Below are 22,934 nucleotides of genomic sequence, written 5' to 3'. Positions count from 1 at the left end.
CCCGCCCGGTCCGCGGCCGTACGCGCCCCCGGACCCCCGACGGGGGCTCAGCGTCCTTCGCGGTGACCGCGCATCTGCCAGCCCAGTTGGAACAGGGTGGCCGCGTCGTACAGCTCGCGCAGCCGCGAGATGTGACCGGCCACCGTCCGCTCGCTCAGGCCCAGCCGGGCGGCGATGGCCCGCTGGGTGAGGCCCTGGGCGAGCAGCCGGCCGACCTGGGTGTGCGGGGCGTTGTGGTGCAGGTCGTCGGCGCGGGCCCAGTCCCGTTCGAAGCGGGCGACCAGGAAGCCGACCGTCGCCCGGTCCTCGACGAAGGCGGCGGTCGGTTCGTCGGCGGCGACGTCGATGACCGCGGTGCGCCGGTCGTAGAGGCGCAGCCGGCGGAACGGCTCGTGCAGCACCCGCAGCCGGGCGCCCAGGGCGGTGGCCCGCTCGGCGAACTCCGCCGGGAGCTCGGCGGCGGCCGGGAGGACGACCCGCACCACGCCGCCCTCCGCGCCGAGCCGGCGCACGTGCTCCAGGAACCGCGGCCCGGGCGCACCGGGCAGGGCGGCCAGGATCTCGTGCCGGCAGTCGGCCTCGACCTCCTCGACCCGGCGGGCGATCTCGGCCGGCCCGGCCACCTGCCGGACCTGGCAGGAGCGGTCGCTCTCCGGCGGGGCCGACTGGTAGGCGCCGACCAGATCGCCCAGCAGCTCCGGGAGTTCCTGCGCGCGCACCAGCAACCTGGTGGCCTCGGAACGGAGTTCGGAGCTGATCCGGTCGGCGACCGCGCGCGGGTTCACCGCGGTGAACCCCTCGTGGCCCGGGCGGGTGACCAGCAGGCCGAGCGCCACCAGCCGGGCCAGCGCGGGCCCGTCCGTCCCGGCGGCCTCGGCCAGGGTGATCCGGCCGCCGCCCTCCACGATCCGTACGTACAGCTCGCGGGCCGCCCCGTCGGGCAGCCGGTCACCGCGATCGGTCACAGCCGCTCCCCCTCGCCCTCGCCCCGGTCGGCCGTATCGCGTCCGGCCATCTCGGCCACCGCCCTGAGCTGCCAGCCGAGTTGGAACAGCGTCTCGGCGTCGTGCAGCTCCCGCAGCCGGGAGATGTGGGCCGCCACCGTCCGCTCGCTCAGCCCCATCCGGCTGGCGACCGAGCGCTGGGTGAGGCCCTGCGCGAGCAGCCGGCCGACCTGCTCGTGGGCCGGCGGGTCGATCGGCGGCGCCTCGGCGCAGCGGGTCCACTTGACGCGTTCGGCCAGCTGCCAGTCGCGCTCGTAGGAGTCCACCAGGAAGTCCACCACGGCCGGGTCCTCGACGAAGGCCGCGCTGCTGTTGTCCGGCGCGGCCGGGATCACCGCGACCCGGCGGTCGTAGATCAGCACCCGTTTGAAGGGCTCGGCCAGCACCCGGTAGCGGCAGCCCAGTTCGGTCGCCGCCGCGGCGAACCCGGCGGTCTCCGGGTGGGTGACCGCGCCCGGCTCGTACAGGCAGCGGATGGTCACCCCGCGCTCGGTCAGCAGCCGCAGGCGCCGCAGCGCCTCGGCCAGGCCCGCAGTGGGACGCGCCCCGCCGGGCTGGGCGATCAGCACCTCCTGCGAGCACTCGGCGTCGAGCTGGGCCAGCCGGTGGCGGATCCGGTCGAAGGCCCGGACGTGCCGGATCTCCCCGGTGTGCTCGACCCTCCGGGGAGCGGCGTCGTAGGCGCGGGTCAGGTCGCCGAAGCGCTCGGCCACCTCGTCCGCCTCGGCGAGCGCCGCGGTGCCGGCCGCGCGCAGCTCGGCGCCCATCCGGCCGATCGCGGCCCGCGGGTTGACCGTCACGTAGGCGCCGTCCTCGACCCTGGGGACGACCAGGCCGAGCCCCAGCAGCCGGGTCAGGGCGAGCGCGTCGGCCGGGGCCACGTCGGTCATCCGCAGCCGGCCGCCGTCGGCCAGGACCGCCAGGTAGAGCGCCCGTTCGGCCTCGTCGAGGAGCTCCCCCGTCCACCGTTCAGGCATCGCGGCCCCCTCGCATCCGCCAGCCCAGCTCGAAGAGCGTCCGGGCGCCGTAGCGGACCCGCAGCCGGGAGATCCGGCCGGCCACGGTGCGTTCGCTCAGGCCCAGCCGGGTGGCCACGGCCCGCTGGGTGAGGCCCCTGGCGAGCAGCCGGGCGACCCGGTCGGACTCCTCCGTGTCCTCGTCCCGGGCGGCGGCGGACCAGTCGACGGTGTCGGCGCGCGCCCAGTCCCGTTCGAAGACGCCGACCAGGAAGGCCACCGCGGCCGGGTCGGTGACGAAGGCGGCCGCGTCGTGGTCCCCGGCGGCGGTGATCACCGCGATCTCCCGGTCGACCACCAGCATCCGCTGGAAGGGCTCGTCCAGGATCCGGATCCGCGAGCCGTGCCGGGTCACCTCGGTCGCGTAGGCGATGACGCCGGGCTGGGTGAGCACCAGCGGCTGGTAGAGGGTCCGGACGCTGCGTCCGCGCCGCAGCAGCGGGAGGTCCTGGCGCAGGGCGAGCTGGAGCGAGGTGGTGGGCCGCAGGCCGGGCTGCACGGTGAGCAGCTCCTGCCGGCAGTCGGAGAGGATCTGGGCGATCCGGTGGCGGACGGCGTCGCGGCCCGTGACGTACGCGGCGCCGCCGGGCCGCTCGGGCATCCGCGGCAGCGCGTCGTACGCCCGGGTGAGCTCCGCCAGGGCGTCCGGCAGCCGCTCCGCGCGCACCAGCAGCCGGGTGGCCTCGCTGCGCAGCTCGGCGCCCAGCTGGGCGGCGGCGACCCGGGGGCTGACGGCCAGGTGGCCGGACTCCATCAGGCAGGGCACGAACAGGCCGAGGGCGAGCAGACCGGCCAGCGCCTCGGCGTCCGCCGGGGTGATCCGTTCGGCGGGCAGGCTGCCGCCGTTGTCCAACGCGGCGAGGTAGAGCGCGCGTTCGGCCTCGGTGAGCACCGGGGCCGCGGCGGGCGGCGGGATGGCACCCGGTGCCACCGGCGCGGGCCGCGCGGCGACGGCGACGGCCCGGCCGGGGCGCTCGTCCTCGTCAGTCGCCACCGTGTCCGCCCCGCATCAGCCAGCCGAGCTGGAACAGGGTCTGCGCCCCGTACCGCTCGCGCAGCCGGGAGATGTGGCCGGCCACGGTGCGTTCGCTCAAGCCCAGCCGGGTGGCCACGGCGCGCTGGGTGAGGCCCCGGGCGAGCAGCCGGCCGACCCGCTCCGGCGCGTCCCGGGCGGTGCCCTGGGAGCGGACGGCGGACCAGTCGACGGTCTCGGCGCGCGCCCAGTCCCGTTCGAAGGCGCCGACCAGGAAGGCGATGGCGGCCGGGTCGGTGAGGAAGGCGGCGGTGGCGTGGTCGTCGCCGGCGGAGATCACCGCGACCTGGCGGTCGAAGACGATCATGCGCTGGAAGGGCTCGTCCAGGACCCGGATCCGCGAGCCGAGGCGGGTGACCTCCTCGGCGTAGGCCAGCGAGGCCGGTTCGGCGATCGCGATCGGCTGGTAGACCGTGCGCAGCGAGCAGCCGCGCCGCAGCAGCCCCACGTCCTGCTGGACGGCGATCTCCAGGGCGACCGGCGGACGGTGGCCGGGCTGGGCGGTGAGCACCTCCTCGCGGCAGTCGGAGACCAGCTGCGAGATGCGGTGGCGGATGTGCACGTGGCCCTCGATGTACACCGCGCCGCCGGAGCGCTCGGGCGGCCGGGGCATCGCGTCGTAGGCGCGGGTGAGGCCGTCGAGGGCGCCGGGCAGGTTCTCGGCGCGGACCAGCAGCCGGGTGGCCTCGCTGCGCAGCTCGGCGCCGAGGCGGTCGCTGACCGAGCGGGGGCTGACCGCGGTGTACGAGGCGTCCATCGGGTTGGGCATCAGCAGGCCGAGGTCGACCAGCCGGCCGATGGCTGCCCGGTCGGTGTCGGGGACCTCGCCGAAGGGGAGCCGGCCGCCGCGGGCCAGGATGTCGAGGTAGAGCCGGCGGGTCGGCTCGTCGGGCTCCCAGGCGCCGGCCGGGTGCGTGCCGTCGACCGGTGCGGGGCTCGGGGCGGGGCCGGGCCGCCTGCCCGCGGCGGTGACCGCGGTCCCGCTCGCCCCGGTCTCCTCCGGACCGGCCGTCGGTTCCGCCGTCACCTCGAAAACTCCCTGCCGGATGTCCCTCGGACGTGCCTGGTGAGCCGTGCCCGTGCCCCAGCTCCCGATCATGATCTCAGTACCCCGCTCCGGGCGTGACGGCGGTGCCGTCCCCGCGGGCGGTCACGGACCGCGGGGCCACCGCGCGTGGACCGCGGCGTGCGCGGGAGAAGGGTTCGGAAGGGATGGTCCGGCGGCCCCCGAGGCCGGCGTGCCGTCGCACACCGGCTGCTCGGGAGCCGCCGGGTACGCCAATGTCAGGGCGCTTCCGGCGAGGCGGAGCAGCAACGCCTCGCCGACTCCGGTCCCGGGGGCCATCACCACACATGGCGTCCCGGCCGGCGCTCTTCCCCCCGTTGTGCAGGTACCTGCGTACCTCACGCATCCACAGTTGAAGAGCAAGTCGCCACCATCGGGCTGCGGTTGCCCGGACGACCTGGCGTGACTCCACCATCACAGCGTGACGGCCGGTGAACAAGTGCCGCCCAGCTGCAGGTTCTCGCAATTGCAGGAACCTGCACGGCGGAGCGTACGGCTTCGCACGATCCGCCCGATTGCGGCCGGTGCGACCTCCGGAAATCGGCCGAGCGCCCGCTCACCGGCGGGGCCGCGCCGGCCGCCCACGAGCGGACGCGCGGGCGCGGGCCCGGGCTCCGGACGCGCCGCCCGGCTCAGCGCCCGAGCAGCCGTCCCGAGGCGAGTCCGGTGAGGGTACCGACCGCGGCCGCGGCCCAGGCGGCCAGCAGCAGCGTGAACAGGCCGGCCGCCAGTCCGCTGAAGCCGGCGAAGCCGGTGTGCCGGGCCAGACCAGCGGCGCCGGTCACACAGGTGCCGACCGGGAAGGTGTACGCCCACCAGGTCATCGCGAACGGCATACCGGCCCGCCGGGCGCGCAGGTTGGCCGCGACGGCGACGGCCAGCCACAGCATCGCCACCCCGAGCACCGCGACGCCGTACAGCTCGGCGAAGGCCAGCACCGCCGGGGCCAGGTGCGGGGTGACCGGGCGGGCCGCGTCGGCCAGGTTCTGCAGCGCGGTGGTGGACTGGCCGAGCGGGCCCAGCACCAGGAACAGCGAGGGGGTGAGCACCAGCGCCGGCAGCCCGCTGTGCACCAGGCCGGTGATGACCACCGGCAGCAGGGCGAGCACCGCCAGCAGGCCGACGCCGAACAGCGCCCAGCAGCCGTACAGCATGGCCTGGCGGGCGAAGCCCTCCGGCAGGTGGGCGATCAGCGCGGGCCCGGCGGAGGCGGAGACCAGCGGGGCGACCGAGGGCAGCAGCCAGGTCGGGTTGGCCTCCAGCGCGGAGACCCGGTGCCGGGTGAGCATCAGGTACGGGATGCCCGCCGCCACCGCCAGCGCGTACGCGGTGCCGGCCGACCAGAGCAGCAGGCCGAGTGCCACCGCGGGCCCGGTGCCGATCAGCCGGGTGCCGATCAGCAGGCTGCCGAGGCCCACCGAGACCAGGGCCATCGGCGGGCAGCCGTAGAAGACGGCGGAGGCGGGCTCGTCGAGCAGCTGGGTACGGGCGGCGGCGCGGTGGCGGGTGAGGTGGACCAGCCGCGCGGACCCGACGGCCAGCAGGGCGGCCAGGCCGAGCACCCACATCAGCTCCGCGAAGCCGATCAGCCCGGCCGGCCGCACCGGGAGCACGGCGGCCGCGTTGGCGACGATGGAGGTGCCCATGACCGCGGCGTACCAGTTGGGGCCGAGGCGGGTGAGGTCGAACCGCGGGGCGCGGACGAGGGGGCGGGGGCTGATCAGGGTGGCCATGACCCCCACCGTGCCGCCGCGGGCGGGCCGCCGGTAGCGACGGCGGCTCTATGAGGGCATAGCCTGAACCTATGCCCCTCTCCCCCCACGTCCCCGAACTCGGCGCGCTGGAACTGCTCCTCGCGGTGGCCAGGCTGGGCAGCGTGGGGCGGGCCGCCGCCGAGCTCGGCGTGAGCCAGCCGACCGCCAGCGCCCGGATCAAGGGCATGGAGCAGCAGATCGGCGTCCCCCTGCTGGACCGCTCCCCGCGCGGCAGCCGGCCGACCGAGGCCGGCCAGCTGGTGGTCGAGTGGGCCCGGCACGTGCTGGAGGCGGCGCAGGCCCTGGACGCCGGGATCGACGCGCTGCGCGAGCGCCGGGACGCCCGGCTGGTGGTGGTGGCCAGCCTCACCGTCGCCGAGTACCTGATGCCGGGGTGGCTGCTGGCGCTGCACGCGGCCAGTCCGGGCACGGCGGTGACGCTGCGGACGGCCAACTCGGCGGACGTCGCCGGGCACGTGCTGGCCGGCGAGGCGGACCTCGGCTTCGTCGAGGGCCCGAGCACCCCGCCGGGACTGGCCGGCGCGGTGGTGGCGGCCGACCGGCTGGTCGTCGTGGTCGCCCCCGGACACCCGTGGGCCCGCCGCACCGCCGCCCGCTCGCCGCTGACCGGGCCCGAGCTCGCCGCGACCCCGCTGGTGCTGCGCGAGCCGGGCTCGGGCACCCGGGAGGTGCTGGAGATGGCGCTGGCGCCGTACGGCGGGGCGGCCGAGCCGCGACTGGAGCTGGCCTCGTCGACGGCGCTCAAGGCGGCGGCGATGACCGGGGCCGGACCGGTCTGTCTGAGCGAACTGGCGGTGGTGGAGGAGCTGGCCACCCGGCGGCTGGTGGCGGTGCCGCTGGCCGAGGGGCTGGACCTGCGGCGGCCGCTGCGGGCGGTCTGGCCGGCCGGACGGCGGCCGGGCGGGCCGGCCCGGCAGTTGCTGGGGCTCACCCGGGGGCCCGGGCCGCGGCCGGCGCCCGCCCGGCGGGAACGGGCGCCGGAGGAGACGCGGGCGTGGGAGGAGACACAGAGTTCACCCGAAAGTTGAGTGGAATAGACTCAACTTAGTGCATGCTGTAGAGAGCAAGAGAACGGCAACCCGTACGAGGAGGTCACCCCAGCAGTGGACGCGAGCAAGTTCACCACCAAGACGCAGGACGCCCTGTCCACCGCGATCCGGCAGGCCGGCGCCGCGGGCAACCCGGACGTCAAACCGGTGCACATCCTGATCGCGCTGCTGGAGCAGCCCGAGGGCATCGCCAAACCGCTGCTGGAGGCGGTCGGCGCGGACGTCGCGCGGGTGGGCTCCGAGGCCCGCCGCCAGCAGGGCGCCCTGCCCAGCGCGATGGGCAGCACCGTGGCCGCCCCGCAGCTGGCCCGCGACACCCTGGCCGTGCTGACCGAGGCCGGCCGGCGCGCCGACGACCTGGACGACCAGTACGTCTCCACCGAGCACCTGATGGTCGGCCTGGCCCACGAGGGCGGCCCGGTCGCCGAGCTTCTGGTGCAGCAGGGGGCCACCCCCAAGGCGCTGCTGGCCGCGTTCAAGGACGTCCGCGGCAGCGGCCGGGTCACCTCGCCCGACCCCGAGGGCACCTACAAGGCGCTGGAGAAGTACGGCACCGACCTCACCCAGGCCGCCCGGGACGGCAAGCTCGACCCGGTGATCGGCCGGGACCAGGAGATCCGCCGGGTCGTCCAGGTGCTCTCCCGGCGCACCAAGAACAACCCGGTGCTGATCGGCGAGCCCGGCGTCGGCAAGACCGCCGTGGTCGAGGGCCTCGCCCAGCGGATCGTGGCCGGTGACGTGCCCGAGTCGCTGCGCGGCAAGCGGCTGGTCGCCCTGGACCTCGGCGCCATGGTGGCCGGCGCCAAGTACCGCGGCGAGTTCGAGGAGCGGCTGAAGGCCGTCCTGAACGACATCAAGCAGAGCGACGGCCAGGTCGTCACCTTCATCGACGAGCTGCACACCATGGTCGGCGCGGGCGCCGGCGGCGACTCCGCGATGGACGCCGGCAACATGCTCAAGCCGATGCTGGCCCGCGGCGAGCTGCGCATGGTCGGCGCCACCACCCTGGACGAGTACCGCGAGCGGATCGAGAAGGACCCGGCCCTGGAGCGCCGCTTCCAGCAGGTGCTGGTCGGCGAGCCCAGCGTCGAGGACTCCATCGCCATCCTGCGCGGCCTCAAGGGCCGCTACGAGGCGCACCACAAGGTGCAGATCGCGGACGCCGCGCTGGTCGCCGCGGCGACCCTGTCCAACCGCTACATCACCTCCCGCTTCCTGCCAGACAAGGCCATCGACCTGGTCGACGAGGCGGCCTCCCGGCTGCGGATGGAGATCGACTCCTCCCCGGTGGAGATCGACGAACTCCAGCGCTCCGTCGACCGGCTGCGGATGGAGGAGCTCGCGCTGGAGAAGGAGTCGGACCCCGCCTCGGTGGACCGCCTCGCCCGGCTCCGCCGCGATCTCGCCGACCGCAACGAGCACCTGAGCGTGCTGACCGCCCGGTGGGAGCAGGAGAAGAAGAGCCTCAACCGGGTCGGCGAGCTCAAGGAGCGCCTCGACGACCTGCACGGCGCGCTGGAGCGCGCCCAGCGGGACGGCGACTTCGAGCGCGCCTCCAAGCTGATGTACGCCGAGATCCCCTCCGCCGAGCAGGAGTTGGCCGAGGCCCAGCAGCGCGCCGCGGACGAGGACGCCAGCGCCTCGATGGTCAAGGAGGAGGTCGGCCCGGACGACGTCGCCGATGTGGTGTCCTCCTGGACGGGCATCCCGGCCGGCCGGCTGCTGGAGGGCGAGAGCGCCAAACTCCTGCGCATGGAGGACGAGTTGGGCCGGCGCCTGATCGGCCAGCGGGAGGCCGTCGAGGCCGTCTCGGACGCGGTGCGCCGCACCCGCTCGGGCATCGCCGACCCGGACCGCCCGACCGGCTCCTTCCTCTTCCTCGGCCCGACCGGTGTCGGCAAGACCGAACTCGCCAAGGCCCTGGCCGACTTCCTCTTCGACGACGAGCGGGCGATGGTCCGCATCGACATGAGCGAGTACGGCGAGAAGCACTCGGTCTCCCGGCTGGTCGGCGCCCCGCCCGGCTACGTCGGCTACGAGGAGGGCGGCCAGCTCACCGAGGCGGTCCGCCGCCGCCCGTACAGCGTGGTGCTGCTGGACGAGGTGGAGAAGGCCCACCCGGAGGTCTTCGACGTGCTGCTCCAGGTGCTGGACGACGGCCGGCTCACCGACGGCCAGGGCCGCACGGTGGACTTCCGCAACGCGATCCTGATCCTCACCTCCAACCTGGGCAGCCAGTTCCTGGTGGACCCGACCACCCCGGAGGAGCGCAAGAAGCAGCTGGTGCTGGAGTCGGTGCGGGCCGCGTTCAAGCCCGAGTTCCTCAACCGGCTGGACGACATCGTGGTCTTCGACCCGCTGGGCACCGCCGAGCTCAGCCGGATCGTCGACCTCCAGGTGGCCCGGCTCGGCGAGCGGCTGCGCGAGCGCCGGCTCACCCTCCAGGTCACCGCGGCCGCCCGGGACTGGCTGGCGCTCACCGGCTACGACCCGGCGTACGGCGCCCGGCCGCTGCGCCGGCTGGTGCAGTCCGCGATCGGCGACCAGCTGGCCCGGGCGATCCTCTCCGGCCAGGTGCACGACGGCGACACCGTGGTGGTCGAGCGGGACGAGGACGGCGACCGCCTCACCGTCCGCTCCCGGGGGCCGCTGGAGAAGTGAGCCGCGGGTGTGCGGCGGGCCCCTCCCGGCGGCCCGCCGCACACCCGTCCCGCATCCCGCCGGACCCGCTCGCACTGGGCCGCCTGGGCCCCTGCGGCTCACGGCTCGGCGACGATCTTCGCCAGCTTCGCCCGGTACTCCTGGTGGCTGCTGCGGTACGCGGCCAGCTTCTCCTGGTTGGCGGCGATCAGCTGCTCCTGGTAGCCGGCCAGCGCGGTGAACCAGACGCCGGCCAGGTTGCTGCCGGTGGTGCACGCGGCGTCCGCCCGGGCCGCCGCGAGCTCCTCCTGGGTCGGCTCGGGCGCGCCCGCCGCCATGGCCCGGTACCGGTCGACCAGCCCGGCCGGGGTCACCCCGGGGAACCCGGCCTTCGCCATGCAGTCCGTCCAGGACCGCACCGCCTCCTGCACCCGGGCGTCCCGCTCCAGCGCCGCCTGCGACTCGCCGAACAGCCGGTCCACCAGCTCGGAGCCGCCCTGGTCCGGCGGCGCCAGCTGCGGGTACGCGGCCTTCACGCAGCCCTGCAGCGCGCTCTCCTCCGGCCCGGTGATCGCCCGGCGCGCCGGCCGGGCCACCCCGGCGGGCCTGGCCGAGTGGAAGCCCTGGACGGCGGCCACGCTCTCCGGCAGGTAGCCGAACGCCCCGGCCGGCATCGCCGTGGTGTTGTCCCCGCGGGCGCCCTCGTCCACCGCCTCCTCCCGGGTGAAGGTGGTGTACCCGGCGGCGTGCATGCACTTGGTGATCACGGCCCGCATGGCCGCGGTGCGCACGTCGGCGGTCTCGTCACCGGACCCGAAGGCGGACAGCGGCAGGCGCAGCATGCCGTCCCGGCCGGACGGCGGCGCGGTGGCCGACCCGAGCGGCGGCGGGGTCAGCGAGGGCGCGGACGCCTTACCCTCCCCCTGCGACGAACAGCCCGACAGCGCGGCCGCCACACCGGCGCAGGCCAGTACGCCGGCGGCGGCCCGTAAGTGCGTCTTCACTCATTCGCTCCATTTCGCTGGTCCCCGCCGCGACCGGTCCCGCCAGGCGCGGGCCAGCCGGTGCAGCTCGGCCCCCTGGGACTCGGGGAGGTTCCAGGTCTGGGTGAGCAACCGCAGGGTGGAGATCCTCGGGCAGGACACCCCCCGCTCCAGGTCGCGGATCGAGCGCACGCTCAGTCCCGACGCCTCGCCCAGCTCCTCCTGGGTCATGCCCCGGTCGAGCCGGATGCTCCGCAGCAGCGCCCCCAGGTCGGCCGGATCCCCCGGCACCGGCCCGTCCACCACAGCCACCCCCACCACCGATGCACCTCAACTCGTCGACCGGCACAGGCCTTTGCCCGCCGGGAGGGTTCCGTCGCACGCTAACGGCAACCGGCGGGTCCGGCAGCCAAACCCGATCACTCACCGCGTGACAAGCCTCACTCCCTGTTCGGGTTTGACCGCGCCACCCGGCAGTTCCTCCGCCAAACCTCCGGCGAACCTCCTGGTGGGACCGGTGAGGCGTTGCGAGGATCCCGGTCTGTCCGAGCCGATCACGCGTCGATGAGTCAAGGAGCACCATGTACTCCCGCTGGAAGAAGGCCGCGCTCACCTCGGCCGCCGCCGCAGCCCTCGCACTCGCCCTCCCCGCCACCGACGCGAGCGCGATCAACCGCGTCGACTGCGCCGGCCGATGGGACTTCGTCAACGTCATCTCGGCGGGCAACCGGGTCTGCTTCGCCAACAACGGCTACATGGACGTGATGATCTACTCGGTCAGCGACACCTACTCGGGCAACAACGACCTCTACTACTACGAGAGCGTGTACGGCCCCTCGGGCCCCGGGCACCGCCACATCCCGGCGTGGACCTGGAACAGCAGCTACTACAACGACGGCGGGCAGACCGGAACCATCCGCTACCTGCAGATCTTCCGGCCGCTGTAGCCCCTCCCCGGTCCTCCCCCGGTGCCGTCGGATCCGGCGGCACACCTCCGGGCGCCCCTGTGACGCGGGCCCGGGATGAGGCAGGATTGGACTTGGAAGGGCGGCCTCTCATTGCCGGCCACCACGTGCACTGAGAAGAGGACCCGCATGAGCATCGACCCGTCGTCCATCCCGTCATTCGGCCTGCCCCAGGGCGGCCAGCCCGGCGGTGGCCAGGACCGTCCCGCCGGCCCTCCGCCGATCATCGTCCCGGACCAGAACCTGGTGATCCAGCTGCTCGACCAGATGCAGCTGAAGCACGTCGTCGACGACGAGGGCGACCTCACGGCGCCGTGGGAGGGTTTCCGCGTCTACTACATGTTCCGCGGCGAGCAGAAGGAGCTCTTCGCGGTCCGTGCCTTCTACGACCGCGCGTACCCGCTGGAGGACAAGGCCGAGATCCTCGACCTGATCGACGAGTGGAACCGCGAGACCCTGTGGCCCAAGGTCTACACCCACACCCACGAGGACGGCGTCGTCCGTCTGATCGGTGAGGCCCAGATGATCGTCGGCACCGGCGTCAACCTGGACTACTTCGTCACCACCACGGCGAACTGGACCCAGGCCGCCGTCGGCTTCGAGCAGTGGATCGTCGAGCGCCTGGGCCTGCAGAAGGACATCGAGGACGAGAAGGGCGAGGGCGGCGACGCCGCCGAGGGCTCCGACGAGAGCTGACCCCCGCCTCGCGGCGCGGCCCGTCACCGGCACCCGGTGACGGGCCGCACCCGTGTCCGGGGGTGCTTGTGGTCCCGCCCCCGCTCCCCCAGGATGGGCCCACGACGAGCCGGGAGGAGCCGGGATGGGTACGAGGCCGCTGCTGAACCGCAGGTTGTCCGGGCTGGGTACGACGATCTTCGCCGAGATGTCCGCGCTGGCCACCGCCACCGGTTCGATCAACCTCGGGCAGGGCTTCCCGGACACCGACGGCCCCGAGGAGGTCCGCGAGGCGGCGGTGCGGGCGCTGCGGGAGGGCCGCGGCAACCAGTACCCGCCCGGCCCCGGGATCCCCGAGCTGCGGCAGGCCGTCGCCGAGCACCAGCGGCGCTTCTACGGCCTCACCTACGATCCCGACGCCGAGGTGCTGGTCACCGCCGGCGCCACCGAGGCCATCGCCGCCGCGCTGCTCGCCCTGCTGGAGCCCGGCGACGAGGTGATCGCCCTCGAACCCTTCTACGACTCCTACGCCGCCTGCATCGCGATGGCCGGCGCCGTCCGCGTGCCGCTCACCCTCCGCGCCCCGGACTTCCGGCCCGACCTGGACGAGCTGCGGGCGCTGGTCACCCCGCGCACCCGGCTGCTGCTGCTCAACACCCCGCACAACCCCACCGGCCTGGTCCTGGACGCCGACGAGCTGCGCGCGATCGCCGAACTCGCCGTCGAACGCGACCTGCTGGTGGTCACCGACGAGGTCTACGAGCACCTGGTGTTCAGCGGCGCCCACCACCCCATCGCCGCCCTGCCCGGGATGCGCGAGCGCACCGTCTCGATCTCCTCGGCCGGCAAGACCTTCTCCTTCACCGGCTGGAAGGTCGGCTGGGTGACGGCGAGCCCCGCCCTGGTGTCGGCCGTCCGCACGGCCAAGCAGTACCTCACGTACGTCAGCGCCGGCCCGTTCCAGTACGCCGTCGCCGAGGCGCTGCGGCTGCCGGACGGCTACTTCGACGGCTTCCGGGCCGACCTGCTCCGCAAGCGCGACCTGCTCGCCGACGGGCTGGACGCGGCCGGGTTCCGGGTGTTCCGGCCGGAGGGGACGTACTTCATCACCACCGACATCACCCCGCTCGGAGAGAAGGACGGCCTGGAATTCTGCCGTTCCCTCCCCGAGCGCTGCGGCGTCGTCGCCATCCCCAACATCGTCTTCTACGACAACGCCGAGGCCGGACAGAGCCTCGTGCGGTTCACGTTCTGCAAGCGCGATGACGTTCTCGGTGAGGCCGTGGCGCGGCTCCAGCAGCTCTGACCACCCCGCTCCCGCCCTACCCGGCACCGGCGACCAGCGCATCCGGGCCGAGCTGCAGCGCGGCCTTGGCGGCGCGCATCGCGTCCCGGACTCGTGCGGCACCGGCACGGGCTGCCGCTTCGCCGCCCCCAACCGCCGGTGTGTGGGTTGCGAGGCCCGCGCAGGGGCGGCAGATACCCGGCTGGGGCACCGGGTCGTGGCACTTGGCGCACTCGGCGTACCGGGCAGCGGCTGGGCACGCAGGGGCCTGGACGGGCGGCATCTTGCGCTCCAGGCGGGAGCGGAGCACCGCCACCGCCGAGTGCAGCGGGGTGGGCAGGCCGGGCAGCAGCGCGGCAGCGAGGTCGGCCTGAGTCGCTCTGCGGTCCAGCCACTGGACGACCAGCGGGGCGAGCGTTCGGGCCTCGGCCTCGCCGAGGTGCAGGCGCGGTTCGGGGCGGATCACCCGGAACAGCGTGGCGACCGCCTCGCGGACCTGCTCGTCCGGCATCGCCGGGGCGTGCGTGGCGTCCCGGCGGTCCTCCTCCCGCCCTCCCGGCGTCTCGTCCGCCTCGTCGGCCTCGTCGGCGGGGAGGGTGGGTTCTTGGTACCGGTTCTTTACTACAGGGGTGCCAGCATCACCGGTGGTCGCTTCACCGGAGACCGGACGGGTGGCACCCGGCAGTACGAACTGTGAGGTGTCGTAGACGTGGGTCTCGGTGCGGATCGTGCCGTCGGGCATCCGGATCTTCTCGACCCGGTAGAAGCCGGCCTCGGCGAGCTCCTTCAGGGCCTTGCGGATCGCGCCGCGTCCCTGGGGGCTGGTGTCGGCCATGTGCCGGCCGTCCTCGCGCCAGCCGTCGGGGCGGGAGAGGAGGTCCGCGAGCAGGCCGCGGGCGGTGTAGGACAGCCGCCGGTACTGCAGAACGCAGTTGGGCAGCACGGTGAAGTTGCGCACGTGGGCGCTACGATGGACACGCATCGGGAGGTTGGACTCCTGTTGCCGGACCCCGGGGTGTTAGCGCACCGCCGGGGTCACCTGTTTTCGGTTGGATTACGGAACGTACCACGTCACACTGGGCGTCAAGGGCCTTTTGCCGCAACGGCCTTGATCACTTTCAGTGGCTGTCGCCGGCGAGCTTGTGCGCTGGTCAGCGTGGGCGCCGTACGGGGTTTCGGGTGGCCGGGGCCGGTTCACCGGCCCCGGCCACCCGTTGCGATTACCGGGTGGTGAGGAGTTCCCCGCGCTCGACGGCGTTGCGCAGGACGGCGGCGAACTCCTGGGGCAGGAGGTTGACCGCGTCGAGGGCGTCAGCCGTGAGGGGGATCTCCTCCAGGAGGTACTCGCCGCGGCCTTCCTGGCTGAACTCGGGGCCGGTGCGGTCCTCGAAGCTCCACTTCTCAATGGTGGCGAGGTAGAAGTCCTGACGCTCGTCGGCGGTCTCGATGGTGTGGAGGACGCTGACGATCTCGGCTTCGCCGGCGATCTCCTCGCGGACCTCGCGCCGCAGGGCGTCCTCGGGGCCGGCGTCGGTCGACTCGATCTTGCCGCCGACGATCACCCAGTACGGGTCGACGCCGGGGCGGATGCGCTTGATCAGCAGCATGGTGTTGTTCGGGGTGAGGAGGACGGCTCGGACGCGGTGCTGCATGGTGGTCTGTCTCCTGTTCGGCGGGACGGGCGGTCCAGTGGAGGAGCCAGTCTCCGTCGATGTACAACGACTGGCCGGCGAGGCGGGGCGCGCGCTGGTCCGCTTCACCTTCTGCAAGCGGGTCGAGGTCCTGCGCGAGGCGGTGGACCGGCCCGGCCGGATCTGACCCGCCGACAGGCCACCGGCCCGCACCCCTGACTCTAGGTCAACTCCCCTTCCACAAAGGACCGGAGGATGCCAGGTCGGCAATTCCCGATGCCCCGTTGGCACGATCCGGGCCGCCTCCGCCGAGCGCTCACCGCCGGGCGTCGCACCACCGGCTCACAAGGCGCACTCCCAGCGCGCACAGCGCACGCACCGGTGGGAGGGGCGCGTTCGGTGCACAGTCGCACACCGGGTCGATCAGAGCAGGGAACCGGGTGTGCTCGAAACGGTGAATGCTTGACAAAGTTGGGTAAATCACCGACGGACCCGGCTTATTCGTGCTTCTCTGCTGCTGAATCTCCAGCCGGAATCCTTCCTTCCACGGTCGGCCGCGCCCTGGACCGCACAGCCACGAACAGCCTCGCCGAGGGCCAAGACTGGTCGGACGCTGCTCGGCGGGCGCGCACGGAGCTGAAACGCGGAGCCGAGCATGCTCACCACACTGCAGACCTCCTACACGGACACCCGCGCCGGTGACCTGGCCTGGTGCCTCGGCGGCGAACCGCTGCCCGCACTGGCCGTCCGCGACCTGAGACTCGACGGCGACGACCTCCCCGGCCCGCCCGGCACCCTCCAGCTGCGCCTGCTCGGGGCCTCCCACCAGGTGGTGATCGCCGCCGGGCCCGGGGAGTGCCTGGAGACCGTCGCCTGCCTGCCCGGCCGCCGCACCCCGCTGCCCGCCCGGGTGGCCAAGCAGGTGGCCGGCTGGGAGTACGAGTTCGCCGCCCGGATCGAGGCGCTGCCGCCGCACGAGTTCGCCGCCCGCGCCCAGGAGCTGCTGGCCCTGGTCGAGGGGCACCCCCGCGGCCTGGCCGGCGTCTTCCCCGGTGACCCGAGCGCCTTCACCGCCCTGGTCACCCAGGGCGGCGTGGACCGGCTGCTCTGGCGCACCTGGCACGCCTACCCCCAGGAGGGTCAGCTGGTCTGCACCCGCTCCTCGCTGGTGGTCTCCCGCCGATGACGCCGAGCACCCGCGAATCGCACGCAGGAACGATCCGTCAACCCGGGGCGCCCCGCTGTCCGTCGAATGGACGCAGCTATCCGTACCGAACGTCGCCTAGCGTTTGTTCGTGATCAACCATCCGGCCGGTCCGCCCGTGCAACCGGGACCGGACCTCGACGACGGCGTCCCACCCCTGCTCGGGCGCGGCCTCACCCCCCTGCCCGCCCGCCGCCGCTCCCGGCCGCGCGACAGCCCCCGGCTCGCCCGGCCGGCCGTTCTGCTGGCCGCGTTCGTCTGCGCGGCCTGCGGGCTCGTCTACGAGCTGGAGCTCGTCGCGCTCGGCAGCTACCTGCTCGGGGACTCGGTCACCCAGACCTCCGTCGTGCTCTCCGTCATGGTGTTCGCGATGGGCCTCGGCTCGCTGCTCGCCAAGCGGTTCACCCGCCGGCCCGCCACCGCCTTCGCCCTCGTCGAGTGCGCGCTCGCCCTCACCGGCGGGCTCTCCGTCCTCGCGCTCTACTGCTGCTGGGCGTGGATCGGCCGCTACCAGTGCGCCATGGTCGGACTGACCTGCCTGATCGGCATCCTGATCGGGGCCGAGATCCCGCTGCTGATGACCCTGATCCAGCGGATCAGACGCGAGGACGCCGGGAGGGCCGCCGCCGACCTGTTCGCCGCCGACTACGTGGGGGCGCTGATCGGCGGCCTCGCCTTCCCGTTCCTCCTGCTGCCCGCCTTCGGCCAGGCCACCGGCGCCCTGATCACCGGCGCGGTCAACGCCGTCGCCGGGGCGGCCGTGGTGCTCTGGCTGTTCCGCGAGGAGCCCGCCCCGCGCACCCGGCTGCTGCTCTGGAGCGGTTGCGCGCTCGTCCTCGCCGTCCTCGGCGCGGCCGCCGCCGGCTCCGGCACCGTCGAACGGGCCGCCCGGCAGGCCCTCTACGGCGACCAGGTCCGCTACGCCGCCCACAGCCGCCACCAGGAGATCGTGCTCACCGGCCCCGCCGAGGGCCCGCTGCGGCTCTACCTCGACGGCCGGCTCGCGGTCTGCGGCCCCGACGAGTACCGGGGCAGCGAGGCCCTCGTCCACCCCGCCCTGGCCGCCGGCCCGGACACCCGGGTGCTGCTGCTCGGCGGCGGCGACGGGCTCGCCCTGCGCGAGGTGCTGCGGCACGGCGACGTCCGGGAGGTCGTGGTGGTCGACCACGACCCGGCGCTCCCCCTGCTCGCCCGCACCGACCCCGGCCTCGCCGCCCTCTCCGCCCACGCCTTCGACGACCCCCGGGTCCGCACCGTCACCGCCGACCCGCTGGACTGGCTGCGCGGCGGCCGGACCGGGCCGCCCTTCGACGCCGTCCTCGCCGACCTGCCGGCCCCGGCCGACAGCGGCACCGTGAAGTACCACTCCCAGGAGTTCTACGGCCTCGCCACCCGGCTGCTCGCCCCCGGCGGCCGGATCGCCGTCCGGGCCGGGCGCGCCGACGAGGACGCCGGGGACGGCCCGTGGCCCGTCGAGTCCGGCCTGCGGGCCGTCGGGCTGCGCACCGTCCCGTACGCCGTGGAGGGCGGCCCCGCCGACAGCTGTACGGCGAACGCCGGCCCGGCCGCCGCCCAGACCTTCCTGCTCGCGGCCGCCGCCCCGCCCCCGCTCGTCCTCGCCCCCGACGCCCCGCCCCCGCGCGCCCTCACGCCCGCGGCCCTCCACTCCTCCGCCGCCCGCCTCGCCGCCGCCCGCCCGGCCCGTCCCCCGGCCGCCCACAGCCTGCTGCACCCGGGCTGAGCCGCCGGACGGCGGCCCGCCGGCCGGGGTCGCGGAGACGTCGTGGGAGTGGTGGGGCACCGGTGGGGGGCCGTACGGGAGGTCGGTGGGTAGGCTCCGTGGCATGGAGCATGAGGTTGTCGTCCCGATGCCGGCCGAAGACGTCCGGCAGGCCCTGCAGGATCCGGCCCTGCTGGCCCGTTGCGTGCCGGGGCTGAGCACCGAACCGGCCGCGGCCGGGACCGGGCCGGCCGAGGAGATCGGCGGGCGGCTGAAGCTGCGGATCGGCTCCTCCACCATCACGTACCGCGGCGTGCTCTCGCTGATCGAGGGCCGCGAGGGCGTGCTGACCGTGCTGGCCGAGGGGGAGGAGGCGCGGGGCAGCGGTGAGGCCACCGCCACCGTCCGGGTCAGCGTGGCCGGCGGCGCCGAGGACGGGACGGCGGTCGTCCGCTTCACCGGCGACCTCAGCGCCACCGGGCGGCTCACCGAGTTCGACGAGGAGACCCTCGCCGCGACCGGCCGCCGGCTGCTGGACCGCTTCGCCGCCGCGCTGGCCTCGCCGGACGCCGGACCGGCCGAGGACACCGAGGACGCCGAGGACGGCGAGGACACCCAGGACGCCGGGGCCCCGGAGAGCACCGACGAGGTGCCCGACGCGGGCGCCGAGGAGACCGGCCAGAAGGACGCCGAGGAGATCGCCGGGGAGGCCACCGGGGAGGACGCCGAGGAGGCACCCGAGGAGGCCCCCGAGGAGGCCACCGGGGAGGACGCCGAGGAAGCCACCGGGGAGGCCACCGAGGAGGACGGCAGCGCGACCGTGCTGTTCCTGGAGGAGCACCAGGACTCCCCCGGCGACGACCTGGAGGACGACCTCTCCGACCTGATCGCCTTCTCGGACGCCGACGCCGAGGGCCTGGGCCTGACCGCGCGCGCCGAGGAGGAGGACGAGGACGACGTCGAGGGCGGGGACGAGGACCGGCCGGCCGCCGGGGAGCCCGTCGCCGAGGAGCTGCCGTCCGAACTGCCGTTCCCGTACGAGCAGGAGCCCGTGCTCGGCGGCCCGGTACGGCGCAGCATCGTGGGCCGGTCGGCGGAGGAGGTCGACCACGCCCCGCCGCGCGGCCGCTACGCCCCCGCCCTGCCGGCCCGCAGCGCGCGGGCCCGGGCGGCCTCCCGCTGGGGCGGCGAGGCGGGCGGGATCGTCCCGCTGGGGCCCGGCCCGTCCGGCCGCAGCGCGGTGCCGTGGATGATCGGCGGCGGGGTGGCGCTGATCGGCGGCGCGGTGGTCCTGGTCAGGGCGCTGCGCAAGCGGTAGGACGCGAACGGTGATCTAGACTGGACGCTCATGAGCAACGACCGCGACGCCCTGCTGGCGCAGATCAAGGACAAGGCCGTCGTGCACGGCAAGGTCACCCTCTCCTCCGGGCTGGAGGCCGACTACTACGTCGACCTGCGCCGGATCACCCTGGACGGCAAGGCCGCCCCGCTGGTGGGCCGGGTGCTGCTGGACGCGACCTCGCACCTGGAGTACGACGCCGTCGGCGGGCTGACCCTCGGCGCCGACCCGGTGGCCGCCGCCATGCTGCACGCGGCCGCCGCCCGCGGGCAGGAGCTGGACGCGTTCGTGGTCCGCAAGGCGGGCAAGGCGCACGGTCTGCAGCGCCGGATCGAGGGCCCGGACGTCAAGGGCCGCCGGGTGCTGGCGGTCGAGGACACCTCCACCACCGGCGGCTCGGTGCTGACCGCGGTCGAGGCGCTGCGCGAGGCGGGTGCCGAGGTGGTCGGCGTCGCGGTGATCGTGGAGCGCGGCGCCGCCCCGGCGATCGAGGAGGCGGGCCTGCCGTACGTCACCGCCTACACCCTGGACGACCTGGGCCTGTAAGGGCCCGCGCGGCCCGGGGACACCCGCGGAGACCGCGACGGCCGGGGCCGGTCCCGTTTCACGTGAAACCACGCGAATCGGGACCGGCCCCGGCCGTTCTCGTCCTGCTCCGCAGGCGGTCAGCCGCGGCGGTGCCGGCCGCCGGCCGGAACGGTCTCGACGCCCTCGGCGACCTCGGTCAGGCCCGCCTTCTTCTTCCTGCGCTCGCGCACGACCTCGAACAGGATCGGCGAGATCGAGAGCAGCACGATCAGCAGGATCGCCGGGATCAGGAACTTGTCGATCACCGGGGCGAGCGCGTCACCGAAGAAGTAGCCGGTGAGCAGCATCGACTCGGTCCACAGCACGCCGCCGATGACGTTCCAGACGAAGAAGGTCCGGGCGGACATCCCGAGCGTGCCCGCGACCGGGTTGAGGAAGGTCCGCACGATCGGCATGAAGCGGGCCAGCACCACGGCCTTGCCGGCGCCGAACTTGTTGAAGTACTCCTCGGCCTTCTGCACGTACTCCTGGCGGAAGATCTTCGACTCCGGTTTGTCGAACATCTTCGGCCCGATCTTGGCGCCGAGCAGGTGCCCGAGCTGGGCGCCGACGATGGCCGCGATCGGGGCGCCGATGAGCAGCACCGCGATCGGCAGCCGGGCGCCGTCGCCGAGCACCGAGGAGGCCGCGCTGGAGGCGGCGACACCGGCCAGGATGAGCAGCGAGTCCCCGGGGAAGAAGAACCCGACCAGCAGGCCGGTCTCCGCGAAGATGATCGCGATCAGCCCGATGGCACCGAGGGACGAGATCAGTGATTTGGCGTCGAGGAGGTTTAGCGCCAGCTGGTTGTAGTCCACGGCCGCAGGATAGCGGTCCCGTCTTTGAACGGGCCTCGCCCGCCGGGAGGAGCGCGGGGTCCGTCCTTCGTCCCCCGCCCGTCATCCCTCCGTGCGTGGCGGCCGTCCCGACAGGCGGGCCACATGGTCCTGGGAGGGGGTGGTCTGGGAAGATGGCTGCGGCGCCCGGTCCGCGGTCGCAAAACACCCTCGTTGTCGTACCGCGGTGGCCGCCTCCAGCCTTGGTACCGGTGCACCGCACCGCAGAGCCGCGCACCGGCCGCCGGTACCCCGGAGTCGTACCGAAGGCGTACACAGCGTCGGACAGGACCGTCCGTACGCCGCAACCCGACAGGAGCGGATTCGCATGCCCATCGCAACTCCCGAGGTCTACAACGAGATGCTCGACCGGGCCAAGGCGGGCAAGTTCGCCTACCCGGCCATCAACGTCACCTCGTCGCAGACGCTGCACGCCGCGCTCCGCGGCTTCGCCGAGGCCGAGAGCGACGGCATCATCCAGATCTCCACGGGTGGCGCCGAGTTCCTGGGCGGCCAGCACAACAAGGACATGGTGACCGGCGCCGTCGCGCTCGCCGAGTTCGCCCACATCGTGGCCGCCAAGTACGACGTCACCGTCGCGCTGCACACCGACCACTGCCCGAAGGACAAGCTGGACGGCTACGTCCGCCCGCTGCTCGCGGTCTCCGCCGAGCGCGTCGCCAAGGGCCTGAACCCGCTGTTCCAGTCGCACATGTGGGACGGCTCGGCCGAGACCCTGGCCGACAACCTGGAGATCGCCCAGGAGCTGCTGGCCCAGGCCGCCGCCGCCAAGATCATCCTTGAGGTCGAGATCACCCCGACCGGCGGCGAGGAGGACGGTGTCACGCACGAGATCAACGACGAGCTGTACACCACGGTCAACGACGCCGTCCGCACCGCCGAGGCCCTGGGCCTGGGCGAGAAGGGCCGCTACCTGCTGGCCGCCTCCTTCGGCAACGTGCACGGCGTCTACAAGCCGGGCAACGTCGTGCTGAAGCCGGAGCTGCTGCGCGAGCTGCAGGACGCGATCGGCAAGCAGTACGGCAAGGCCGACCCGTTCGACTTCGTCTTCCACGGCGGCTCGGGCTCGACCGCCGAGGAGATCGCCACCGCGCTGGAGAACGGCGTCGTGAAGATGAACCTCGACACCGACACCCAGTACGCCTTCACCCGCCCGGTCGTGGAGCACATGTTCCGCAACTACGACGGCGTGCTGAAGGTCGACGGCGAGGTCGGCAAGAAGAACACCTACGACCCGCGCACCTGGGGCAAGCTCGCCGAGGCGGGCATGGCCTCCCGCGTGGTCGAGGCCGCGCAGCAGCTGCGCTCGGCCGGCAACCGCCTGAAGTAAGGCACTCGGCACGTGCTGACCCTCATGCCCCCCAGTGGTTGACTGGGGGGCATGAGTGCACACGAGAACCCCTTCCAGGGTCAGGACCTCCTCGGGGGCCCGGCCCCCACGCACCTGCCCGCCGAGCCCGCCCCGCTGGAGCTGCTGGCCGGCGGCGCCTCCCCCGCCGAGGTCGCCGCGAAGTTCCCGACCTCCTCGCTGGCCTGGGCCCAGCTCGCCGACGACGCCTTCGCCGCCGGCCGCACCGTCGAGTCGTACGCCTACGCCCGCACCGGCTACCACCGCGGGCTGGACTCGCTGCGCCGGGCCGGCTGGAAGGGCCACGGCCCGGTGCCGTGGGAGCACGAGCCGAACCGCGGCTTCCTGCGGGCGCTGCACGCGCTCGGCCGGGCCGCCGCCGCGATCGACGAGAAGCACGAGGCGGAGCGCTGCGCCCAGTTCCTGAAGGACAGCTCGCCGACCGCCGCCGCCACCCTCGGCTGACCCGGCACGACCCCGGCCGGTGACGGCCGGGAACCGCCCGCACCGCCCCCGTTGTCCTACCGGCAGCGGGGGCGGTCGTGCGCCGTCGTGCATACCCGGTATGTGGACATCCGGCCGCCCGGCGTGCCAGGGTGGGCCGGCGAGGGGGTGCACACGGCTGTTTCGACACGCTCCGGCGGCCCCGAACCGTCCGACCAGGAAGCGTTACGCCGTGCCCGGTCGTCCATCGCCCGGCGGCCGGTCTCCTCGATGACCTCCAGCGCCCTGGCGACGAACGCCGGATCGCCGACCTCGCGCGCCGCGCCCGCCTGA

Annotated in this window: 22 protein-coding genes; 12 read left to right on the top strand and 10 right to left on the bottom strand. The window is 74.1% G+C overall.

All coding sequences use genetic code 11. From position 1 onward, the window contains the following. Positions 1–47: 47 nt before the first annotated feature. The 5 genes from ACWEQL_RS24325 to ACWEQL_RS24305 form a co-directional block, all read right to left on the bottom strand. Positions 48–965, bottom strand: a complete 918-nt coding sequence (locus ACWEQL_RS24325; protein ID WP_452152417.1) for a LuxR C-terminal-related transcriptional regulator — start codon at positions 963–965, stop codon at positions 48–50. Continuing rightward, positions 962–1,981, bottom strand: coding sequence for a LuxR C-terminal-related transcriptional regulator (locus ACWEQL_RS24320; RefSeq protein WP_452152416.1), 1,020 nt, complete (start codon positions 1,979–1,981; stop codon positions 962–964). Before ACWEQL_RS24320 ends, ACWEQL_RS24325 begins: the two co-directional genes overlap by 4 nt. Further along, positions 1,974–3,014 (bottom strand): LuxR C-terminal-related transcriptional regulator, encoded by a 1,041-nt coding sequence (locus tag ACWEQL_RS24315; protein WP_452152415.1) that lies wholly within the window; start codon positions 3,012–3,014, stop codon positions 1,974–1,976. The genes ACWEQL_RS24320 and ACWEQL_RS24315 overlap by 8 nt, the downstream gene beginning before the upstream one ends. Further along, positions 3,004–4,080 (bottom strand): LuxR C-terminal-related transcriptional regulator, encoded by a 1,077-nt coding sequence (locus ACWEQL_RS24310; RefSeq protein ID WP_452152414.1) that lies wholly within the window; start codon positions 4,078–4,080, stop codon positions 3,004–3,006. Before ACWEQL_RS24310 ends, ACWEQL_RS24315 begins: the two co-directional genes overlap by 11 nt. A 671-nt stretch (positions 4,081–4,751) precedes the next feature. Beyond that, on the bottom strand, positions 4,752–5,852 hold the full coding sequence (locus ACWEQL_RS24305; protein ID WP_452152413.1) for a TDT family transporter: 1,101 nt from the start codon (positions 5,850–5,852) through the stop codon (positions 4,752–4,754). 71 nt (positions 5,853–5,923) lie between these two features. Here ACWEQL_RS24305 and ACWEQL_RS24300 point away from each other — a divergent pair, with 71 nt between their 5' ends. Together ACWEQL_RS24300 and clpB are read left to right on the top strand one after the other, a co-directional pair. Beyond that, complete coding sequence (locus ACWEQL_RS24300) at positions 5,924–6,922, top strand: LysR family transcriptional regulator (RefSeq protein ID WP_452152412.1); 999 nt, start codon at positions 5,924–5,926, stop codon at positions 6,920–6,922. 75 nt (positions 6,923–6,997) lie between these two features. Further along, positions 6,998–9,604, top strand: a complete 2,607-nt coding sequence (gene clpB, locus ACWEQL_RS24295; RefSeq protein WP_452152411.1) for an ATP-dependent chaperone ClpB — start codon at positions 6,998–7,000, stop codon at positions 9,602–9,604. Between the two features lie 98 nt (positions 9,605–9,702). On the opposite strand, the gene ACWEQL_RS24290 is transcribed toward clpB, so the two are convergent. Both ACWEQL_RS24290 and ACWEQL_RS24285 read right to left on the bottom strand, forming a co-directional pair. Next, positions 9,703–10,587, bottom strand: coding sequence for a hypothetical protein (locus ACWEQL_RS24290; RefSeq protein ID WP_452152410.1), 885 nt, complete (start codon positions 10,585–10,587; stop codon positions 9,703–9,705). After that, positions 10,588–10,887 (bottom strand): helix-turn-helix domain-containing protein, encoded by a 300-nt coding sequence (locus ACWEQL_RS24285; RefSeq protein ID WP_452152409.1) that lies wholly within the window; start codon positions 10,885–10,887, stop codon positions 10,588–10,590. A gap of 260 nt (positions 10,888–11,147) precedes the next feature. Between ACWEQL_RS24285 and ACWEQL_RS24280 the strand changes: the two genes are divergently transcribed. The 3 genes from ACWEQL_RS24280 to ACWEQL_RS24270 all read left to right on the top strand — a co-directional run bounded on the left by ACWEQL_RS24280 (position 11,148) and on the right by ACWEQL_RS24270 (position 13,512). After that, on the top strand, positions 11,148–11,513 hold the full coding sequence (locus ACWEQL_RS24280) for a beta/gamma crystallin domain-containing protein (RefSeq protein WP_452152408.1): 366 nt from the start codon (positions 11,148–11,150) through the stop codon (positions 11,511–11,513). A gap of 147 nt (positions 11,514–11,660) precedes the next feature. Beyond that, entirely contained in the window at positions 11,661–12,227 is a 567-nt protein-coding gene (locus ACWEQL_RS24275) for a YbjN domain-containing protein (protein WP_452152407.1), read from the top strand. Positions 12,228–12,351: 124 nt separating this feature from the next. Beyond that, on the top strand, positions 12,352–13,512 hold the full coding sequence (locus tag ACWEQL_RS24270) for a pyridoxal phosphate-dependent aminotransferase (protein ID WP_452152406.1): 1,161 nt from the start codon (positions 12,352–12,354) through the stop codon (positions 13,510–13,512). Between the two features lie 16 nt (positions 13,513–13,528). Here ACWEQL_RS24270 and ACWEQL_RS24265 read toward each other — a convergent pair whose 3' ends face one another. After that, a complete protein-coding gene (locus tag ACWEQL_RS24265) occupies positions 13,529–14,473 on the bottom strand; it encodes a hypothetical protein (protein ID WP_452152405.1) in 945 nt (314 codons plus the stop codon). Between the two features lie 238 nt (positions 14,474–14,711). After that, complete coding sequence (locus tag ACWEQL_RS24260) at positions 14,712–15,143, bottom strand: NUDIX hydrolase (RefSeq protein WP_452152404.1); 432 nt, start codon at positions 15,141–15,143, stop codon at positions 14,712–14,714. Between ACWEQL_RS24260 and ACWEQL_RS24255 the strand changes: the two genes are divergently transcribed. The 5 genes from ACWEQL_RS24255 to pyrE all read left to right on the top strand — a co-directional run bounded on the left by ACWEQL_RS24255 (position 15,142) and on the right by pyrE (position 19,931). Further along, positions 15,142–15,309 carry a hypothetical protein gene (locus tag ACWEQL_RS24255; RefSeq protein ID WP_452152403.1) on the top strand — a complete coding sequence of 56 codons (168 nt, stop codon included), beginning with the start codon at positions 15,142–15,144 and terminating at the stop codon, positions 15,307–15,309. The genes ACWEQL_RS24260 and ACWEQL_RS24255 overlap by 2 nt on opposite strands. A gap of 468 nt (positions 15,310–15,777) precedes the next feature. Continuing rightward, positions 15,778–16,308: a DUF2617 family protein gene (locus tag ACWEQL_RS24250; RefSeq protein ID WP_452152402.1), complete on the top strand. Its 531-nt coding sequence runs from the start codon at positions 15,778–15,780 to the stop codon at positions 16,306–16,308. Positions 16,309–16,417: 109 nt separating this feature from the next. Next, positions 16,418–18,067 (top strand): polyamine aminopropyltransferase, encoded by a 1,650-nt coding sequence (locus tag ACWEQL_RS24245; RefSeq protein WP_452152401.1) that lies wholly within the window; start codon positions 16,418–16,420, stop codon positions 18,065–18,067. 103 nt (positions 18,068–18,170) lie between these two features. Continuing rightward, positions 18,171–19,364: an SRPBCC family protein gene (locus ACWEQL_RS24240; RefSeq protein WP_452152400.1), complete on the top strand. Its 1,194-nt coding sequence runs from the start codon at positions 18,171–18,173 to the stop codon at positions 19,362–19,364. Positions 19,365–19,394: 30 nt separating this feature from the next. Further along, positions 19,395–19,931: an orotate phosphoribosyltransferase gene (pyrE, locus tag ACWEQL_RS24235; RefSeq protein WP_452152399.1), complete on the top strand. Its 537-nt coding sequence runs from the start codon at positions 19,395–19,397 to the stop codon at positions 19,929–19,931. Between the two features lie 119 nt (positions 19,932–20,050). On the opposite strand, the gene ACWEQL_RS24230 is transcribed toward pyrE, so the two are convergent. Next, complete coding sequence (locus tag ACWEQL_RS24230) at positions 20,051–20,770, bottom strand: DedA family protein (RefSeq protein ID WP_452152398.1); 720 nt, start codon at positions 20,768–20,770, stop codon at positions 20,051–20,053. Between the two features lie 346 nt (positions 20,771–21,116). Here ACWEQL_RS24230 and fbaA point away from each other — a divergent pair, with 346 nt between their 5' ends. Continuing rightward, positions 21,117–22,139, top strand: a complete 1,023-nt coding sequence (gene fbaA / locus ACWEQL_RS24225) for a class II fructose-bisphosphate aldolase (protein WP_452152397.1) — start codon at positions 21,117–21,119, stop codon at positions 22,137–22,139. A 51-nt stretch (positions 22,140–22,190) separates the two neighbouring features. Further along, positions 22,191–22,622 carry a DUF3151 domain-containing protein gene (locus ACWEQL_RS24220; protein ID WP_452152396.1) on the top strand — a complete coding sequence of 144 codons (432 nt, stop codon included), beginning with the start codon at positions 22,191–22,193 and terminating at the stop codon, positions 22,620–22,622. Positions 22,623–22,934 lie beyond the last annotated feature (312 nt).

The sequence above is a fragment of the Kitasatospora sp. NPDC004240 genome, from assembly GCF_053603215.1.
The sequence above is the reverse complement of the archived record's forward strand: the minus strand, read 5'-3'. Positions and strand labels throughout refer to the sequence as shown.

Excerpts from the sequence above, each read along its gene's own strand:
- ACWEQL_RS24320 (WP_452152416.1), bottom strand. The coding sequence starts at position 1,981 with ATGCCTGAACGGTGGACGGGGGAGCTCCTCGACGAGGCCGAACGGGCG.
- ACWEQL_RS24305 (WP_452152413.1), bottom strand. The coding sequence starts at position 5,852 with ATGGCCACCCTGATCAGCCCCCGCCCCCTCGTCCGCGCCCCGCGGTTC.
- ACWEQL_RS24300 (WP_452152412.1), top strand. The coding sequence starts at position 5,924 with ATGCCCCTCTCCCCCCACGTCCCCGAACTCGGCGCGCTGGAACTGCTC.
- ACWEQL_RS24280 (WP_452152408.1), top strand. The coding sequence starts at position 11,148 with ATGTACTCCCGCTGGAAGAAGGCCGCGCTCACCTCGGCCGCCGCCGCA.
- ACWEQL_RS24275 (WP_452152407.1), top strand. The coding sequence starts at position 11,661 with ATGAGCATCGACCCGTCGTCCATCCCGTCATTCGGCCTGCCCCAGGGC.
- ACWEQL_RS24270 (WP_452152406.1), top strand. The coding sequence starts at position 12,352 with ATGGGTACGAGGCCGCTGCTGAACCGCAGGTTGTCCGGGCTGGGTACG.
- ACWEQL_RS24265 (WP_452152405.1), bottom strand. The coding sequence starts at position 14,473 with ATGCGTGTCCATCGTAGCGCCCACGTGCGCAACTTCACCGTGCTGCCC.
- ACWEQL_RS24255 (WP_452152403.1), top strand. The coding sequence starts at position 15,142 with ATGGTGGTCTGTCTCCTGTTCGGCGGGACGGGCGGTCCAGTGGAGGAG.
- ACWEQL_RS24260 (WP_452152404.1), bottom strand. The coding sequence starts at position 15,143 with ATGCAGCACCGCGTCCGAGCCGTCCTCCTCACCCCGAACAACACCATG.
- ACWEQL_RS24250 (WP_452152402.1), top strand. The coding sequence starts at position 15,778 with ATGCTCACCACACTGCAGACCTCCTACACGGACACCCGCGCCGGTGAC.
- ACWEQL_RS24240 (WP_452152400.1), top strand. The coding sequence starts at position 18,171 with ATGGAGCATGAGGTTGTCGTCCCGATGCCGGCCGAAGACGTCCGGCAG.
- pyrE (WP_452152399.1), top strand. The coding sequence starts at position 19,395 with ATGAGCAACGACCGCGACGCCCTGCTGGCGCAGATCAAGGACAAGGCC.
- fbaA (WP_452152397.1), top strand. The coding sequence starts at position 21,117 with ATGCCCATCGCAACTCCCGAGGTCTACAACGAGATGCTCGACCGGGCC.
- ACWEQL_RS24220 (WP_452152396.1), top strand. The coding sequence starts at position 22,191 with ATGAGTGCACACGAGAACCCCTTCCAGGGTCAGGACCTCCTCGGGGGC.